This window comes from Mycolicibacterium iranicum (assembly GCF_014190915.1).
GTDB lineage: Bacteria > Actinomycetota > Actinomycetes > Mycobacteriales > Mycobacteriaceae > Mycobacterium > Mycobacterium iranicum_B.
This window is the reverse complement of the sequence record NZ_JACHVU010000008.1, coordinates 121,253-137,791: the sequence shown is the minus strand read 5'-3', so window position 1 is coordinate 137,791 and position 16,539 is coordinate 121,253. Positions and strand designations below refer to the sequence as shown.

General features: G+C 70.5%; 17 protein-coding genes. 13 read left to right on the top strand and 4 right to left on the bottom strand.

Annotation, left to right across the window (positions count from 1 at the left end; genetic code table 11):
* The first annotated feature begins 138 nt into the window (after positions 1-138).
* Both FHR72_RS17920 and FHR72_RS17915 read left to right on the top strand, forming a co-directional pair.
* Entirely contained in the window at positions 139-1,176 is a 1,038-nt protein-coding gene (locus FHR72_RS17920; protein WP_183470537.1) for a TerC family protein, read from the top strand.
* A gap of 71 nt (positions 1,177-1,247) precedes the next feature.
* On the top strand, positions 1,248-1,670 hold the full coding sequence (locus FHR72_RS17915) for a hypothetical protein (RefSeq protein ID WP_183470535.1): 423 nt from the start codon (positions 1,248-1,250) through the stop codon (positions 1,668-1,670).
* 37 nt (positions 1,671-1,707) lie between these two features.
* On the opposite strand, the gene FHR72_RS17910 is transcribed toward FHR72_RS17915, so the two are convergent.
* Positions 1,708-2,229, bottom strand: coding sequence for a 2-oxo-4-hydroxy-4-carboxy-5-ureidoimidazoline decarboxylase (locus FHR72_RS17910; protein WP_183470533.1), 522 nt, complete (start codon positions 2,227-2,229; stop codon positions 1,708-1,710).
* 109 nt (positions 2,230-2,338) lie between these two features.
* Positions 2,339-2,824 (bottom strand): inorganic diphosphatase, encoded by a 486-nt coding sequence (locus FHR72_RS17905; RefSeq protein ID WP_183470531.1) that lies wholly within the window; start codon positions 2,822-2,824, stop codon positions 2,339-2,341.
* A 115-nt stretch (positions 2,825-2,939) separates the two neighbouring features.
* Here FHR72_RS17905 and dacB point away from each other — a divergent pair, with 115 nt between their 5' ends.
* From dacB to FHR72_RS17880, 5 genes are read left to right on the top strand one after another with little or no spacing between them, the layout of a single operon-like run.
* Positions 2,940-4,316, top strand: coding sequence for a D-alanyl-D-alanine carboxypeptidase/D-alanyl-D-alanine endopeptidase (gene dacB, locus FHR72_RS17900; protein ID WP_183470529.1), 1,377 nt, complete (start codon positions 2,940-2,942; stop codon positions 4,314-4,316).
* On the top strand, positions 4,316-5,416 hold the full coding sequence (locus tag FHR72_RS17895) for an Rv3626c family coenzyme F420 biosynthesis-associated protein (protein WP_183470785.1): 1,101 nt from the start codon (positions 4,316-4,318) through the stop codon (positions 5,414-5,416). Before dacB ends, FHR72_RS17895 begins: the two co-directional genes overlap by 1 nt.
* Positions 5,395-6,372 carry a tRNA lysidine(34) synthetase TilS gene (gene tilS, locus FHR72_RS17890; RefSeq protein WP_183470527.1) on the top strand — a complete coding sequence of 326 codons (978 nt, stop codon included), beginning with the start codon at positions 5,395-5,397 and terminating at the stop codon, positions 6,370-6,372. Before FHR72_RS17895 ends, tilS begins: the two co-directional genes overlap by 22 nt.
* 34 nt (positions 6,373-6,406) lie before the next feature.
* Entirely contained in the window at positions 6,407-6,973 is a 567-nt protein-coding gene (hpt, locus tag FHR72_RS17885; RefSeq protein WP_311736186.1) for a hypoxanthine phosphoribosyltransferase, read from the top strand.
* A 21-nt stretch (positions 6,974-6,994) separates the two neighbouring features.
* Positions 6,995-9,241, top strand: a complete 2,247-nt coding sequence (locus tag FHR72_RS17880; RefSeq protein ID WP_183470523.1) for a molybdopterin-dependent oxidoreductase — start codon at positions 6,995-6,997, stop codon at positions 9,239-9,241.
* Between the two features lie 6 nt (positions 9,242-9,247).
* Here FHR72_RS17880 and FHR72_RS17875 read toward each other — a convergent pair whose 3' ends face one another.
* Together FHR72_RS17875 and FHR72_RS17870 are read right to left on the bottom strand one after the other, a co-directional pair.
* A complete protein-coding gene (locus tag FHR72_RS17875; protein WP_183470521.1) occupies positions 9,248-9,985 on the bottom strand; it encodes an SIMPL domain-containing protein in 738 nt (245 codons plus the stop codon).
* A gap of 86 nt (positions 9,986-10,071) precedes the next feature.
* Positions 10,072-11,034 carry an alpha/beta fold hydrolase gene (locus FHR72_RS17870; RefSeq protein ID WP_183470519.1) on the bottom strand — a complete coding sequence of 321 codons (963 nt, stop codon included), beginning with the start codon at positions 11,032-11,034 and terminating at the stop codon, positions 10,072-10,074.
* 188 nt (positions 11,035-11,222) lie between these two features.
* Between FHR72_RS17870 and ftsH the strand changes: the two genes are divergently transcribed.
* From ftsH to FHR72_RS17840, 6 genes are read left to right on the top strand one after another with little or no spacing between them, the layout of a single operon-like run.
* Positions 11,223-13,589, top strand: coding sequence for an ATP-dependent zinc metalloprotease FtsH (ftsH, locus tag FHR72_RS17865; RefSeq protein WP_183470517.1), 2,367 nt, complete (start codon positions 11,223-11,225; stop codon positions 13,587-13,589).
* Between the two features lie 29 nt (positions 13,590-13,618).
* A complete protein-coding gene (folE, locus tag FHR72_RS17860; protein ID WP_183470515.1) occupies positions 13,619-14,224 on the top strand; it encodes a GTP cyclohydrolase I FolE in 606 nt (201 codons plus the stop codon).
* Positions 14,225-14,247: 23 nt separating this feature from the next.
* Entirely contained in the window at positions 14,248-15,075 is an 828-nt protein-coding gene (folP, locus tag FHR72_RS17855) for a dihydropteroate synthase (protein WP_183470783.1), read from the top strand.
* On the top strand, positions 15,068-15,448 hold the full coding sequence (folB, locus tag FHR72_RS17850) for a dihydroneopterin aldolase (RefSeq protein WP_183470513.1): 381 nt from the start codon (positions 15,068-15,070) through the stop codon (positions 15,446-15,448). Before folP ends, folB begins: the two co-directional genes overlap by 8 nt.
* 19 nt (positions 15,449-15,467) lie before the next feature.
* Positions 15,468-15,995: a 2-amino-4-hydroxy-6-hydroxymethyldihydropteridine diphosphokinase gene (folK, locus tag FHR72_RS17845; RefSeq protein WP_183470511.1), complete on the top strand. Its 528-nt coding sequence runs from the start codon at positions 15,468-15,470 to the stop codon at positions 15,993-15,995.
* The gene (locus tag FHR72_RS17840) at positions 15,995-16,471 is read left to right on the top strand and encodes a DUF3180 domain-containing protein (protein WP_183470509.1); all 477 of its coding nucleotides are present in this window, start codon (positions 15,995-15,997) and stop codon (positions 16,469-16,471) included. The genes folK and FHR72_RS17840 overlap by 1 nt, the downstream gene beginning before the upstream one ends.
* The last annotated feature ends 68 nt before the right edge of the window (positions 16,472-16,539 follow it).

Genomic DNA, 16,539 nt, shown 5'->3' with positions numbered 1-16,539 from the left:
GAGCCGCTTGGAGGGGAGTATTCCTTCGCCACGGTGTCGTCATCACGTCGTCTGTCATCGGACGACCGGTGCCGTGGGCCTACTGCTGCGTGCGGTGGTGGAAGAGACCTCCGGCGTTGAACGACGACCGGAGGTTTGATGAACGTAAGTGGACTCGAGTGGGGCATCACGCTCGCCGTGACGATCGGCATCCTGCTCTTCGATGTGCTCGTCATAGGCCGGCGTCCTCACGAGCCCTCCAAACGTGAGACCGGAACGGCCCTGACGATCTACGTCGGGCTGGCGATCGCCTTCGGTATCTGGACGTGGGTGTTCCACGGTCACGACTACGGGGTCGAGTTCTTCGCCGGCTGGCTCACCGAGTACAGCCTCTCGGTCGACAACCTGTTCATCTTCTTGATCATCATGGCCAGCTTCAAGGTGCCGCGGATCTACCAGCAGCAGGCGCTGCTCGTCGGCATCATCCTGGCGCTGATCTTCCGCGGCATCTTCATCGCTCTGGGCGCCGTGGCGATCGAGCAGTTCTCCTGGGTGTTCTACATCTTCGGCGCGTTCCTGCTCTACACGGCACTGAAGCTGGTCAAGGACACCGATCACGACGACGACGGCGACAACGCGGTGGTCCGGTTCGCGCAGAAGCGGATGAAGTTCACCGACACCTGGGACGGGCTCAAACTGTGGGTCCACGAGAACGGCCAGCGTCTGATGACGCCGATGTTCCTGGTCATCATCGCCCTCGGCACGACCGACCTGATCTTCGCGCTGGACTCCATCCCGGCGATCTACGGCCTCACCCAGGAGCCCTACCTGGTGTTCACCGCGAACGTGTTCGCGCTGATGGGCCTGCGCCAGCTGTACTTCCTGCTCGGGGACCTGCTCAAGCGCCTGGTGTACCTGTCGCAGGGCCTGGCGTTCATCTTGTTCTTCATCGGCGTGAAGCTCGTGTTGCACGCGCTGCACGAGAACGAGGTGCCGTTCATCAACGGCGGCCAGCACGTGCCGGTGCCCGAGATCCCGACCCTGCTGAGCCTCGGGGTGATCATCGTCACGCTCCTCATCACGACCGCGGCGAGCCTGTACAAGACCCGCGTGCACGATGTGCGCAAGGAGGCCACGTCAGACGAGGTTTCCGGGCAGGGGACCACGTCGGATCCGCAGAACGACGCCACCCGGTAGGCGTGCGACTGTTGCACTCGCGCTGATCGCAAACACTGCACCGCACCCGGCCTGCTGGATAGCTTGGCCGGGTGCGGCTATTTCTGGCTGATCCCAATGAACCCGACGGCGTCAGTGAGCTGACCGACGGCGACCAGCAGATCGTGCGGGTGGCGGCGCGGGATCTCCAGCAGGCCCGGCGGGCCCGGGCCAGGATCCGCGACGGTTCCGGCGACGTCGCGGTGATCCTCGACCTGACCGTCGCGGTCGCCGGCGACTTCCGTTCCGCGCAGCAGGTGCTCGGCGCGGCCGACGGGGACACCCCGCAGTACGCGGAGACGGTCCGGTACGCGGGCACCGTGGACGGCCTGGCAGGCCTGATCTCCGATATCGAGACGGCCGGGGTCGCCGACGGGGTGACGTTGATCTCGGCGTCGCCGCGCCAAGACGTGGGAACCGTCGGCCGCGACGTGCTCAGCCGGCTCGCGCTGCGCGATCAGCCGCGCGCGTCCTAGTTCGTCGGCCCACGCCCGTCAGGCGCCGGCGTCCCGATCACCAGTTGTCGTAACCGCCCTCGGGTCCGAGCATCCGCTCCAGCCTGGTTCGGTTGATACGGGCCAGTTCGTTGCGGACGACCTTGCGTTCGGTCTCGTAGTCGTTGTGCAGGCGGTCGCGCGCCGACGCGAGGACGTCCTCGGCGCAGCCCCCGTCGACGTACATGACGAACCCGAACCCGAAATGCTCAAGGTAGGTCCGCGACGCGCTCGCCAGCTCCGACATCATCTCGGGCCGCTCGTCGGCGATCGCGCACTGCTCGGCCCGCGACTTCTCACTACCGGGGCGCCGGCCCACATCGGGGTAGGCCTGCAGGATGGAGTCGATCGACTCCTCGGCGAGCCCGAACAGCAGGGTGTCGGCGAACCGGAACAGGCGGTCGTGGCTGTCGAACGGCCGCGCCCGGCACAGGTCGGCGGCCAGCGGCACGCTGTAGCAGCATTCGTAGACCGCGTGCACGGCGCGGCGCATCGGCATCGCGTTGAACGCGTGCAGTCCGATCCCCTGATGCAGCAGCACACCGCCATGATGAGACGGCGAAGCGGCGCCGACGTTACGTCGTGTTACGGCCACGCAAATTCGCCGAACGGGTGCGGGACGCCGGGCCCTTCCGGACCCGGAACCGGGCTCAGTGCCCTTCGGTCTTGAACCGCTCGATCGAGCGGCTGATCTCCGCCTCGGCCTCCTCGCGGCCCACCCAGTCGGCGGCCTTCACGAACTTGCCGGGCTCGAGATCCTTGTAGTGCACGAAGAAGTGCTTGATCGCGTCGAGTTCGAAATCGGACACGTCGCCGATGTCCTGGATGTGGTCCCAGCGGGGATCGGCGAGCACACACAGCACCTTGTCGTCGCCGCCCTTCTCGTCCTCCATGCGGAACATCCCGACCGGGCGGGCCTCGACGATGCAGCCGGGGAACACCGGCTCGGGCAGCAGCACGAGCGCATCCAGCGGATCGCCGTCCTCACCGAGGGTGTCCTCGATGTAGCCGTAGTCCGTGGGGTAGCCGAACGACGTGAACAGGTAGCGGTCCAGCTTGACCTTGCCGCTCTCGTGGTCCACCTCGTACTTGTTGCGTGAACCCTTCTGGATCTCGATGAGGACATCGAACTGCACGCGTGACTCCTAGATGTGCTGGGACGGTCTGCTGACGACGCGGGTCCACAGTAAACGAGGGATACCCTGCACTACAGGGGTGGCTCGGGCTAGTCGAAGCGAGATCAGGAGAAACATGCGGCCGACTCGGTGGCGGCGGTCCACGTATGTCGTGGTGGGGGTGTTCGTGCTGCTGCTCGTTGCGGTGGTCGTCGCCGCGGCCGCGCTGGTGGCCTCCCGTCAGACCGACGAGCAGGTCGCGGTGGAACCCGCGCCGCCGGCGGCCACGGCCGATCCCGGGGTGGTGCCGGTCTCCGATTCGGCCGACGTGCCGTCGTCGAGCGGCCTGGCCGCCGCGCTGCGCGTGGTGGCCGCCGACCCGAACCTCGGCACGTTCACCGGGCGCATCACCGACGCGCTGACCGGTGAGGAGCTGTGGGCGCAGGGCGAGAACCTGCCCATGCAGCCGGCGTCGACGAACAAGGTACTCACCGCGGCCGCCGCGCTGCTGACCCTGGACCGCGACGCCCGGCTGACGACGCGCGTGGTGTCGACCGCCCCCGGCGTGGCCGTACTGGTCGGCGGCGGGGACCAGACGTTGTCGGCGGTGCGGCGCGACGAGGACACCTGGTACCGGGACGCGGCGCGCATCTCGGATCTGGCCGACCAGATCCGGCGCAGCGGTGTCGACGTGAAGCGGGTGCAGGTCGACGTCAGCGCCTACACCGGACCGGACATGGCGCCGGGCTGGGATCCGCTGGACATCGACGGCGGCGACATCGCGCCGATGGAGGCGGTCATGCTCGACGCCGGCCGCACCCAGCCGGTGAGCGTGGAGTCGCGCAGGTCCAGGACGCCGGCCCTCGACGCCGGCCGCGCGCTCGCCGTGGCGCTGCGGCTCGATCCCGCGGCGGTCGCGGTGCTGCCGCCGGGGCGCTCCGCCGGCGGGAAGGAGATCGCCTCCGTGCAGTCGGCCCCACTGATGGAACGGCTGCGCCAGATGATGCATTCGTCGGACAACGTGATGGCCGAGTCGATCGGGCGCGAGGTCGCCGAGGCCCGCGGCGCACCGCGCAGCTTCGCCGGCGCCGCGCAGTCGGTGCTCGACGCCCTCGACGAGGCGGGTGTCGACACCACCGGAGCGCGGCTGCTCGATTCCAGCGGGCTCTCGATCGACGACCGGCTGACCGCCGAGACCCTCGACGGCGTCATCCAGGCCGCGGTCGGCGACCAAACCCCGCAGCTGCGCCCGATGGTCGACCTGCTGGCGATCGCCGGCGGCAGCGGCACGATGTCGAACCGCTACCACGACACCGCACCCGGCCGCGCCGCCGTCGGGTACCTACGGGCCAAGACCGGATCGTTGACCGGAACCAACACGCTGGCCGGCATCGTCACCGACGAGAGCGGGCGTGTGCTCACGTTCGCGCTGCTGTCGAACAACGCGGGCCCGACCGGACGGACGTCCCTGGACGCGTTCGCCGCCACCCTACGATCCTGCGGATGCCGATGATGACCCCGAAACCCAAGTCCGGTTTCACCGTCGGCAACGCCGTCGACTGGGACCTCGCCGCCTCGCTGGGCGGCAAGCTCGCCCGCCAGGCGCCCGCCGCCACCGAGTACACGCGCAGGCAGGCCATCGACCAACTCGCCGAGGCGGCGCGCGCCTCCGAACTCCCGGTGCGGGAGGTGACGGGTCTCAACGAGGGTGGCGAGATCCCCGAAGCGCGAATCGTGGACCGGCCGCAGTGGATTCGGGCCGCGGCGCAGTCGATGCGGGCCATGACCGGGGGTGGCGACGGGCAGTCGAAGCCCCGCCCGGTCTCCGGACGTATCGCCGGGGTGCAGACCGGGGCGGTGCTGGCGTTCGTCTCCTCGGGCATTCTGGGCCAGTACGACCCGTTCGCCGGTAAAGGGCAGGAGCGCGGCGACCGGGAAGACGGGGCCGGCGGCGAGCTGCTGCTCGTCTACCCCAACGTGATCGCCGTCGAGCGGCAACTTCGCGTGGTGCCGAAGGACTTTCGCATGTGGGTGTGCCTGCACGAGGTGACCCACCGGGTACAGTTCCGCGCCAATCCGTGGCTGGCCGGGCACATGTCGAATGCGCTCGGGGTGCTGACCGAGGATGCCGGCGACGACATCGGGCAGATGGTGGGCCGCCTCGCCGACTTCGTGCGTGACCGCCAGGTGGTGGTGAAAAACGGTGAGCCCGAACTCGGTTCGACGGGCGTGCTCGGACTGCTGCGCGCGGTGCAGTCGGGGCCGCAGCGGGCTGCCCTCGACCAGCTGCTGGTCCTCGGCACCCTGCTGGAGGGTCACGCCGAACACGTGATGGACGCCGTCGGGCCCGCGGTGGTGCCGTCGGTGGCCTCGATCAGGCACCGGTTCGACCAGCGCAGGCAGCGCAAACAGCCTCCGCTGCAACGCCTTCTGCGCGCGCTGCTCGGCGTGGACGCCAAGATGAGCCAGTACACCAAGGGCAAGGCCTTCGTCGACGAGGTGGTCGGCAAGGTCGGCATGCCGCGGTTCAACACGATCTGGACCGACGCCGCGACGTTGCCGCTGCCCACCGAGATCGACGAGCCGCAGCGATGGATCGACAGGGTGCTCTAGCCGGGTTGCGCTCGGCGCTGGGCGCGTTCGCGCGCACCCATGTGGCCGGGGCCGACCGCTGGTGCGTGGGGCTCTCGGGCGGAGCGGACTCGCTGGCGCTGACCGCCGTCGCCGCCGGCCTGCGCCCGACGACCGCGCTGATCGTCGACCACCGACTGCAGGCCGGGTCCGCCGCGGTGGCGGCGACCGCCCGCGAGCAGGCCCTCGCGCTGGGCTGCGTCGAGGCGCACGTGCTGGGCGTCGACGTCGGAACCGGGGGAGGGCCGGAAGCCGCGGCCCGCGCCGCCCGTTACCGCGCGCTGGCCGACGCGCGCGGGGACGCGCCCGTGCTGCTCGCCCACACCCTCGACGACCAGGCCGAAACGGTTCTGCTCGGCCTGGGCCGGGGGTCGGGAGCCCGGTCGATCGCCGGGATGCGGGCCCACGACCCGCCGTGGTGCCGGCCCCTGCTGGGGGTGCGCCGCGCCGTGACCCGGCGCGCCTGTGAGGAGCTGGGCGTGACCCCGTGGCAGGACCCGCACAACCGCGACCCGCGCTTCACCCGGGTCCGGCTGCGCTCCGAGGTGCTGCCGCTGCTCGAGGACGTCCTCGGCGGAGGCGTCGCCGAGGCGCTGGCCCGGACGGCCGCGGCGCTGCGGGAGGACAATGACGCCCTCGACGCCGCGGCGGCCGGGATCCTGGCCGCCGCCCCGGGTGGGAGTGGCGAGGGCGGGGCCGGTCCGGACGTCGCGGCGCTGGTCGCGCTGCCCGATGCGGTGCGCCGCCGGGTGCTGCGCGGATGGCTGCTGGCCGGCGGTGCGACCGGGCTGACGGACACGCAGATCCGGGCCGTCGACGCGCTGGTGACGCATTGGCGCGGACAGGGCGGTGTCGCCGTCCCGGGCGGCCGCGAACGCGAGCGGCTGTTCGCCGGGCGCCGCGACGGCCGGTTGACGCTGTACCGCGAACCCGTCTGACCACGACTGCCGGTCCTGCCATTAGGCTGTGCGTGTGCCTGCGGACTTGTATCCCGGCGACATCAAATCGGTGTTGCTGTCGGAAGAACAGATCAAAGACAAGACCGCCGAACTCGCAGCGCTGATCGCCGAGGACTACCGCGACGCGCCCTCGGGCCAGGACCTGCTGCTGATCACCGTGCTCAAAGGCGCGGTCATGTTCGTCACCGACCTCGCCAGGGCGATCCCGGTCCCCACCCAGCTGGAGTTCATGGCCGTCAGCTCCTACGGCTCGTCGACGTCCTCGTCGGGTGTCGTGCGCATCCTCAAGGACCTCGACCGTGACATCAACGACCGCGACGTGCTGATCGTCGAGGACATCGTCGACTCCGGCCTGACCCTGTCGTGGCTGCTGCGCAACCTCGCGACGCGGCGTCCGCGGTCGCTGCGGGTCTGCACGTTGCTGCGCAAACCCGACGCGGTGCGCGCCGACGTCGACATCGAGTACATCGGCTTCGACATCCCGAACGAATTCGTCGTCGGCTACGGCCTCGACTACGCCGAGCGCTACCGGGACCTGCCGTACATCGGCACCCTCGACCCGAAGGTGTACGAGAACTGATCCGCGGCGCATGATGCAGGGGTGACCGACACCGGCCCCGCGCATGCGGGCAGTGCTACCGCCCTGCGCATCTGCCCGTTCTGTGAAGCCACCTGCGGGCTGACGCTGACCATCGACGACGGCCGGGTGACCGGCGCACGCGGCGACCGCGACGACGTGTTCTCCGCAGGGTTCCTGTGCCCCAAGGGGGCGAGCTTCGCCGAACTCGACAACGACCCCGACCGGTTGCGGGCGCCGATGGTGCGTCGCGACGGCGTGCTGACCGAGGTGACCTGGGACGAGGCGTTCGCCGCGGCCGCCGAGGGCCTGGGCGCCGCGGTGCGCGACCACGGGGGTGCGTCGGTCGGCGTCTACCTCGGCAACCCGAACGCCCACACCGTCGCCGGTGCGCTGTACCCGCCGCTGATCGTGCGCGGTCTGGGCACCCGCCACGTGTACTCGGCGAGCACGCTCGACCAGATGCCCAAGCACGTGTCGCTGGGGTTGATGTTCGGCAGCCCGGTGGCGTTCACGGTGCCCGACCTCGACCGCACCGACTACCTGGTGATCATCGGCGCCAACCCGCTGGTGTCCAACGGCAGCCTCGCCACGGCCGCCGACTTCCCCGGCAAGCTGCGCCGGCTGCGCAAACGCGGCGGGCGCCTGGTCGTGATCGACCCGGCCCGCACCCGGACCGCTGAGCTGGCCGACCGCCACCTCGCACCGCGGCCCGGCAGCGACGCCGCGCTGCTGTTCGCGGTGGTCCACGTGCTCTTCGCCGAAGGTCTCGTCGACCTCGGCACGGTCGGTGACCACGTCGCCGGTCTCGACGAGCTGCGTTCGCTGGCAACCGATTTCGCACCCGAGGCGGTCGCCGCGTACTGCGGGGTGGACGCCGCCGACATCGAGACGCTGGCGCGTGAACTGGCCGCCGCGCCCACGGCCGCCGTGTACGGGCGCGTGGGGACGTCCACGGTCGAGTTCGGGACCCTGGGCAGCTGGCTGGTCGACGTCGTGAACGTCCTCACCGGCAATCTGGACCGGCCCGGCGGGGTGATGTTCCCGATGTCGCCGGTGGCGCCGGCCCCGCGCGGGCACCGCCCCGGCCGCGGGTTCAGCACCGGACGCTGGCACAGCCGGGTGTCCGGTCACCCCGAGGTGCTCTCCGAACTGCCCGTCGCGGCGCTGGCCGAGGAGATCGAGACCCCGGGCGAGGGGCAGATCAAGGCCATGGTCACCATCGCGGGGAACCCGGTCCTCTCGGCGCCCGACGGCGAACGTCTGGACCGCGCGCTCGACACCGTCGAGTTCATGATCTCGGTCGATCCGTATCTGAACGAGACCACCCGTCACGCCGACGTCATCCTGCCGCCCCCGCCGCCGTCGCAGAGCCCGCACTTCGACTTCGCGCTGAACAACCTCGCGGTGCGCAACAACGCCCGCTACTCTCCGCCGGCGCTGCCGCTGCAGGGGCGTCCGGACGAGGCCGAGATCCTTTCGCGAATCGCGTTGGTGCTGTACGGGATCGGGCACGACGGCGACCCCGCGCTGGTCGACGAGCAGGTCATCGCGACCACGCTGACCAAAGAGACCGCCGACGCGAATTCCCCTGTCGCCGGCCGCGCGGTCGACGAACTGATCGCCTTGCTGCCCGCAGGCCCGGGCTACGAGCGCCGCCTCGACATGATGCTGCGCATCGGCGCCTACGGCGACGCGTTCGGCGCGCGGCCCGGCGGTCTGACGCTGGCCGCGCTCAAGGCGGCGCCGCACGGAATCGATCTGGGCCCGCTGCAGCCCCGGTTGCCGGACCTGCTGCGCACGCCGTCGGGTCGCATCGAACTCGCTCCGCCACAACTGGTTTCGGATGCCGCGAGGTTGCGCGACGCGCTCGGCAGGCGCGGGGACGGCTTCGTGCTCATCGGCCGCCGGCATCTGCGGTCCAACAACAGCTGGATGCACAATCTGCCCGCGCTCTCCGGCGGCTCCAACCGGTGCACGCTGCAGATCCACCCCGACGACGCCTCCGAGCTCGGCCTGACCGACACCGCGATCGTCAAGGGCCCGGGCGGCGAGCTGGTGGTCCCCGTCGAGGTGACCGACGACATCCGCCGCGGCGTGCTGTCACTGCCGCACGGTTGGGGTCACGACCGCGCGGGCACCGGCCAGACGCTGGCCGCCGCGCAACCCGGCGTGAACGTCAACCAGCTCAACGACGGGTCGGTGCTCGACCCGCTGTCGGGAACCAGTGTGCTGAACGGTATTCCGGTGGTGGTGGGGCCGGCGAGCTGAGCTCGCTCAGGTCAGCTCCCAGATGACCGTCACGGAGAACCCGACGGTCTGCTGCCCCGGCTCCATCGGTACCGCGGCCTCCATTGCGCGCGGGGCCTGCACCGGCACCGGCGGTGTCGGGCCCCCCGATTCGGAGATCGAGATGACCTTGCCCAGACCCATCCCGGACAGCTGCGCGTACTGATCGGCGCGGTCCTTCGCGTCCTCGAAGGCGCGGGCCCGCGCGTCGCGAACCAGCTGCGAATCGTCTTCGATCGAGTAGGCGATCGAGTTGATGCGCGCGGCGTTGCCGCCGGTGCTGACGATCAGGCCGATCGCATCCGAGGCCCGGTCGAGGTCGCGGATCGTGACGTTGATCGAGTTGGTGGCGCGGTACGCGCCGATCGATGTGGCGTCCGAACCGTACTGGGGCGCGAGATCGGCTGCAGTGGTGGCGATGTCAGTACGGTCGATGCCGAGGCCGACGAGCCCGTCGATGACGGCCTGCTGACGTTCGTTGGTCTGGTTCATCGCGGCGGTGGCGTCCGGACCGAGGAACTCCATCGACGCGTTGACCGTCAGCGTGTCCGGGGTCCCCTGCACCTGTCCGGCGCCCACGACGGTGACCTGCCGGCTGTCGGCACTGGGTTCCAGCGTCGGCGCGCTCTGCGCGTCGCAGGCCGTCACCGCTGCGGCGGTGAGCCCCGCTGCGGCGAACGCGATCAAGGTCTTTCGGGCTGTCCGCATGCGTCCTGGGATCGGCATGGTCGCACCCTAGCGCGCCGGCCGCGGCCCGCGGATCGCCTCGCTGCGTGTCCCGGCGACGACGTCGGCAGCCCTCACGCGCGGTGTCAGCGACGAGATGTGAGGAACTCCAGCAGCACGCGGGACACCTCGTCGGGCCTCTCCTCGGTGAGCCAGTGGCCGGCCCCGTCGATCATCACCTCGCGGTACTCGCCGCTGACGACCTCGCGGACCCGGTGGCGCGGTGTGTAGGCCAGCGTCGCGTCCGCGGTACCGCCGACGAACAGCGCGGGCACCTCGATCGTCGGCTTCGCGGGGGTGGCCGTCAGCTCCCAGTTGCGGTCGAAGCAGCGGTACCAGTTCAGCGGGGCGGTGAATCCCGCGCGGGTGAACTCCTCGACATAGACGGCGAAGTCCTCCTCGGCGAGCCAGCCGGGCAGTGCGGCCGGTTCCGGGATGCGGTCGAGGAATCCCTCGGGTCCGGGCCGGGCCATGCGCAGCGCCGCCGCGTCGTCGCCGATCGCGTCGAGGGCGAACAGCTTGCGGAACGTGGTGGCCGGGTCGCGCGCCAGTTCCGCGTCGGCGGGCCCCGGCTGCTGGAAGTAGAGGATGTAGAAGAACCGGTTGCCGAAGAGCCTGCGGAACGCCTGCGTCGTCGGCACCGTGGGCCGCGGGACGGGCGGCAGGCTCAGACCGGCGACCGCCGAGAACCGGTCGGGCGCCAGCAGCGGGGCGCCCCACGCGACGACGGCCCCGAAATCATGGCCCACCAGCGCGGCCTTCTCGGCGCCCACCGCGTCGAGCAGTCCCACGACGTCGGCCGTCAGCTCGGCCACCGTGTAGGCCTCGACGGCGTCGGGCCTGTCCGAGCCCCCGTAGCCGCGCTGATCCGGCGCCAGCACGTGGAAGCCCGCCTCGGCGAGGGCACGGACCTGATGACGCCACGTGAACGCGAGCTCGGGGAAGCCGTGGCACAGCACCACCACCGGCGCCCCCGGATCCCCGGCCTCACAGACCCGCAGCGTGACCCCGTTGGTCTCGATGTGTCGGTACACCATCCGGGACGCCATGCCTCCAGTGTGCGCACAGATCGGCTTTCGGAGTGGCTCACCGATCCGGGTGCGCACCGGCCACCGGCGTCGGGAACTGCCGGACGTTGGTCTAGCGGTAGCCTTGACTATTCCAGCTGCGCGTATTGGAAGGATTTGGCCGTCGGGACCGACCGTCGGCCGCACATGTTGATGAACCGGACTCACTCATGAACCGCAAGAATGTGATCCGCACGCTCACGGTGATCGCCGTAGTGCTGCTGCTGGGTTGGTCGTTCTTCTACTTCAGCGACGACACCCGCGGCTACAAGCCCGTGGACACGTCGGTCGCGATGGCGCAGATCACCGGCGACAACGTCAACAGCGCGCAGATCGACGACCGAGAGCAGCAGCTGCGTCTCGAGCTCAAGAACGGCAACGGCGACACCGAGAACAGCAACAAGGTCATCACCAAGTACCCCACCGGTTACGGGGTGCCGCTGTTCGAGGCGCTGCAGAACAAGAACGTCAAGACCAACACCGTGGTCAACCAGAGCAGCATCCTCGGCACGCTGCTGATCTACATGCTGCCGCTGCTGCTGCTCGTCGGCTTGTTCGTGATGTTCTCCCGGATGCAGTCGGGCGGGCGGATGGGCTTCGGCTTCGGCAAGTCCAAGGCCAAGATGCTGTCCAAGGACATGCCGAAGACCACCTTCGCCGACGTGGCGGGCGTGGACGAGGCGGTCGAGGAGCTCTACGAGATCAAGGACTTCCTGCAGAACCCGAGCCGCTACCAGGCTCTGGGCGCGAAGATCCCGCGCGGCGTGCTGCTCTACGGTCCGCCCGGCACCGGCAAGACCCTGCTCGCGCGCGCCGTGGCGGGCGAGGCCGGCGTGCCGTTCTTCACGATCTCGGGCTCTGACTTCGTCGAGATGTTCGTCGGTGTCGGCGCCTCCCGCGTGCGCGACCTGTTCGAGCAGGCCAAACAGAACAGCCCCTGCATCATCTTCGTCGACGAGATCGACGCCGTCGGACGCCAGCGCGGCGCCGGGCTGGGTGGCGGTCACGACGAGCGCGAGCAGACCCTCAACCAGCTGCTGGTGGAGATGGACGGCTTCGGCGACCGCCAGGGCGTCATTCTGATCGCCGCGACCAACCGCCCCGACATCCTCGACCCGGCGCTGCTGCGTCCCGGCCGCTTCGACCGGCAGATCCCCGTGTCGAGCCCCGACCTGGCCGGCCGCCGCGCCGTGCTGAAGGTCCACTCGGCAGGCAAGCCGATCGCCGAGGACGCCGACCTCGACGGCCTGGCCAAGCGCACCGTGGGCATGTCCGGCGCCGACCTGGCCAACGTCATCAACGAGGCCGCGCTGCTGACCGCCCGCGAGAACGGCACGATCATCACCGGCCCCGCGCTGGAGGAGGCCGTCGACCGCGTCGTCGGCGGGCCGCGCCGCAAGGGGCGCATCATCAGCGAGCACGAGAAGAAGATCACCGCCTACCACGAGGGCGGGCACACGCTGGCCGCCTGGGCGATGCCCGACATCGAGCCGATCTACAAGGTGACGATCCTGGCGCGCGGACGCACCGGCGGCCACGCGATGGCGGTGCCCGAGGACGACAAGGGCCTGATGACGCGCTCGGAGATGATCGCGCGCCTGGTGTTCGCGATGGGTGGCCGCGCCGCCGAGGAACTGGTGTTCCGCGAGCCGACCACGGGCGCCTCGTCGGACATCGACCAGGCCACCAAGATCGCCCGCGCGATGGTCACCGAGTACGGCATGAGCTCCAAGCTCGGTGCGGTCCGTTACGGGACCGAGCACGGCGACCCGTTCCTGGGCCGCACGATGGGCACCCAGGCCGACTACAGCCACGAGGTCGCCCAGATCATCGACGACGAGGTCCGCAAGTTGATCGAGGCCGCCCACACCGAGGCGTGGGAGATCCTCACCGAGTACCGCGACGTGCTCGACACGCTGGCCGGTGAGCTGCTGGAGAGGGAGACGCTGCACCGCGTCGAGCTGGAGGCCATCTTCGGCGACGTGAAGAAGCGGCCGCGGCTGACGATGTTCGACGACTTCGGTGGCCGCGTGCCGTCGGACAAGCCGCCCATCAAGACGCCGGGCGAGCTGGCGATCGAGCGCGGTGAGCCGTGGCCCAAGCCGGTGCCCGAGCCCGCGTTCAAGGTCGCGATCGCCCAGGCGTCGAAGGCCGCCGCCGAGCGTGCGCACAAGAACGGCGGCAACGGCGCGCAGGGCATGAACGGCGCGAACAACGGCCCCACGCAACCGGATTACGGCGCCCCGGCCGGCTGGCACGCGCCCGGGTGGCCCCCGCAGCACGGCGCCCCGCCGCAGCAGGGCCACCCACAGCAGCAGCCTCAGGGCTACTGGTACCCGGGCCCGCCTCCTCAGCAGCAGGGCTGGCAGCAGGCGCCGACGCCGACCTATCCGGGGTATCCCCCCTATCAGCCGTACCCGCAGCCCGGGCACCATGCTCCTCAGGGCGGTGCGCCCGCACCGAACCCGAACGAGGGTCCCGGTCCGGACGCGGGCAGGGAGAACGGGCACAACGGCCCGCCGAGCCAGGACCGGTAACCGGCTGACACTTCCGAACGGAGATCTCGATGACGCGGTCGCACAACCACTCGGCCACGCTCACCCCCGATTTCGACCAGGCCCGCGCCGAAGCCGCTGTGCGTGAGCTGCTGATCGCGGTCGGGGAGGACCCGGACCGACAGGGGCTGCGCGACACCCCGGCGAGGGTGGCGCGTGCCTACCGGGAGATCTTCGCCGGGCTGTACACCGACCCCGACGACGTGCTGAACACGACGTTCGACGAGCAGCACGACGAGATGGTGCTGGTCAAGGACATCCCGATGTACTCGACGTGCGAGCACCACCTGGTGTCGTTCCACGGTGTGGCCCATGTCGGCTACATCCCCGGCGTGGACGGCCGGGTGACCGGGCTGTCGAAATTGGCGCGCGTGGTCGACCTGTACGCCAAGCGGCCGCAGGTGCAGGAGCGGTTGACCGCCCAGATCGCCGATGCGTTGATGCGCAAACTGGATCCGCGCGGCGCGATCGTGGTGATCGAGGCCGAGCACCTGTGCATGGCCATGCGCGGCATCCGCAAGCCGGGTGCGGTGACGACCACCTCCGCGGTGCGCGGACAGTTCAAGACCGACAAGGCGTCCCGCGCCGAAGCCCTGGACCTGATCCTGCGGAAGTGACGCCGGACGAGCGGAGCGAGGGGATGTCCGGTCAGGTGCGGGTCATGGGCGTCGTGAACGTCACCGACGACTCGTTCTCCGACGGCGGACTGTTCCTCGACCGCGACGCCGCCGTGGCACACGGTGTCGAGCTCGCCGCCCAGGGCGCGGCGATCGTGGACGTCGGCGGCGAGTCGACCCGGCCGGGCGCCACGCGGATCGATCCTGAGATCGAGACGGCACGCATCGTCCCGGTGGTCAGAACCCTGGCCCAACAGGGCATCACGGTCAGCATCGACACCATGCACGCGGCGGTCGCGGAGGCAGCGCTCGCCAGTGGTGCCGCCATCGTCAACGACGTCTCCGGCGGCAAGGCCGACCCGGACATGGTCCGCGTGGTGGCCGACGCCGGGGTGCCGTGGATCCTGATGCACTGGCGTTCGGTCGGCAGCGACGAGCCGCACGCGGTGCCGGACTACACCGACGTGGTCGCCGAGGTGCGCGACGATCTGCTCGGCTGCGTGGACGCGGCTGTCGACGCCGGGGTCGACCCCGCCAAGGTCGTCATCGATCCCGGTCTGGGCTTCGCCAAGACGGGCCGGCACAACTGGGCTCTCCTGCACGCGCTGCCCGAGCTGGTCGGAACCGGGGTCCCGGTGCTCGTCGGCGCGTCGCGCAAGAGGTTCCTCGGCACACTGCTGGCCGACGACGCGGGGGAGCCGCGGCCGCCCGCCGGCCGCGAGACGGCGACCGCGGTGATCTCGGCACTGGCCGGCTGGCACGGGGCCTGGGGGGTTCGGGTGCATGACGTCCGCGCGTCGGTCGACGCGCTGGCAGTGGTGAACGCTTGGCGGACGGGATCGGATGGCTGATCGAATCGAGTTGCGGGGACTGACAGTTCGGGGCAATCACGGGGTGTTCGACCATGAGCGCCGGGACGGGCAGGACTTCGTCGTGGACATCACGGTGTGGGTCGATCTGGCCGCGGCGGCCGCCAGCGACGACCTCGTCGACACCCTCGACTACGGCGCGCTGGCCCAGCGGGCGGCCGACATCATCGGCGGCCCGCCGCGCAACCTGATCGAGACGGTGTCCGGCGAGATCGCCGACGACGTGATGCGCGACGAACGCGTGCACGCCGTCGAGGTCGTGCTGCACAAGCCGTCGGCGCCGATCCCGCTGACCTTCCGCGACGTCGCGGTGGTGGCCCGCCGCTCGCGCCGCGGCGGCCGGGGAGCCGTGTGAGCACGCGACCGGAGGACGCATGACGTCGGTGGTCCTGTCCATCGGGTCGAACATCGGCGACCGGTTGGCGCACCTGCAGTCCGTCCTCGACGGCCTCGGTGAGGCGGTGACCGCGGTGTCGCCGGTCTACGAGACCGACGCGTGGGGTGGGGTGGACCAGCAGCCGTTCCTCAACGCCGTTGTGCTGGCCCGCGATCCGGACCTGGACCCGCACGGCTGGCTGCGCCGCGCACACGAGCTCGAGGCCGCGGCGCACCGCGTCCGCGACGTGCGGTGGGGGCCGCGGACCCTGGACGTCGACCTCGTCACCTGCCCCGGCCCCGATGGCGACACCGTCGTCGACGACCGGGTCCTCACCTTGCCGCACCCCTACGCGCACGTGCGCGCATTCGTGCTGATCCCGTGGCAGGCCGCCGATCCCGGCGCGACGTTGACCGTGGCGGGACGGACCCGGCCGGTCGCCGACCACCTCCTCGACGTGGACGCCGGTGAACGCGCCGGCGTCCGCGAGACCCCGCTCGTGCTGCACCGCAGGAACGGCCGCTGATGGGGCCGACGCGCAAGCGTGACCTGGCGACCGCCGCCGCCGTCGCCGCGGTGGCGACCTACGTGCTGATGCACGTCGTATACCGCTCCTTCCCGCCGATCACGCTGTGGACGGGGGTGTCCCTGCTGGGCGTCGCGGTCGCGATCGCGGGCTGGGCGTTCCTCGTGCGCGCCAGGATTCGCGACGGGCAGATCGGCGTGGGCGCCGGTCGCCTGCACCCGCTGGCCGTGGCCCGGTCGGTCGTCATCGCGAAGGCCTCGGCGTGGATGGGCAGCGTGGTGCTGGGGTGGTGGCTGGCCGTCGTCGTTTATCTCCTGCCGCGGCGCAGCACGTTGCGGGTCGCCGCCGAGGACACCTCCGGAGCGGTCGTGGCCGCGCTGTGCGCTCTCGCACTGGTCCTCGCCGCGATGTGGCTGCAGCATTGCTGCAGGTCTCCCGACGACACCGGCCAGAACGCGGACCCCGCCCCCGGCTGAGGATTTCGTGCGGCGCGCACGCCGAATCGCCGCGGAGGTCGACACGCGAGATGACCTGTGGCGGGTAC

What these genes read in the sequence shown, in the direction of transcription:
- FHR72_RS17895 (WP_183470785.1), top strand. Translation starts at nt 4,316, where the DNA reads ATGACCCCGAAACCCAAGTCCGGTTTCACCGTCGGCAACGCCGTCGAC.
- FHR72_RS17920 (WP_183470537.1), top strand. Translation starts at nt 139, where the DNA reads ATGAACGTAAGTGGACTCGAGTGGGGCATCACGCTCGCCGTGACGATC.
- FHR72_RS17840 (WP_183470509.1), top strand. Translation starts at nt 15,995, where the DNA reads ATGGGGCCGACGCGCAAGCGTGACCTGGCGACCGCCGCCGCCGTCGCC.
- dacB (WP_183470529.1), top strand. Translation starts at nt 2,940, where the DNA reads ATGCGGCCGACTCGGTGGCGGCGGTCCACGTATGTCGTGGTGGGGGTG.
- FHR72_RS17875 (WP_183470521.1), bottom strand. Translation starts at nt 9,985, where the DNA reads ATGCCGATCCCAGGACGCATGCGGACAGCCCGAAAGACCTTGATCGCG.
- tilS (WP_183470527.1), top strand. Translation starts at nt 5,395, where the DNA reads ATGGATCGACAGGGTGCTCTAGCCGGGTTGCGCTCGGCGCTGGGCGCG.
- folB (WP_183470513.1), top strand. Translation starts at nt 15,068, where the DNA reads ATGGCTGATCGAATCGAGTTGCGGGGACTGACAGTTCGGGGCAATCAC.
- ftsH (WP_183470517.1), top strand. Translation starts at nt 11,223, where the DNA reads ATGAACCGCAAGAATGTGATCCGCACGCTCACGGTGATCGCCGTAGTG.
- folK (WP_183470511.1), top strand. Translation starts at nt 15,468, where the DNA reads ATGACGTCGGTGGTCCTGTCCATCGGGTCGAACATCGGCGACCGGTTG.
- folE (WP_183470515.1), top strand. Translation starts at nt 13,619, where the DNA reads ATGACGCGGTCGCACAACCACTCGGCCACGCTCACCCCCGATTTCGAC.
- folP (WP_183470783.1), top strand. Translation starts at nt 14,248, where the DNA reads ATGTCCGGTCAGGTGCGGGTCATGGGCGTCGTGAACGTCACCGACGAC.
- FHR72_RS17870 (WP_183470519.1), bottom strand. Translation starts at nt 11,034, where the DNA reads ATGGCGTCCCGGATGGTGTACCGACACATCGAGACCAACGGGGTCACG.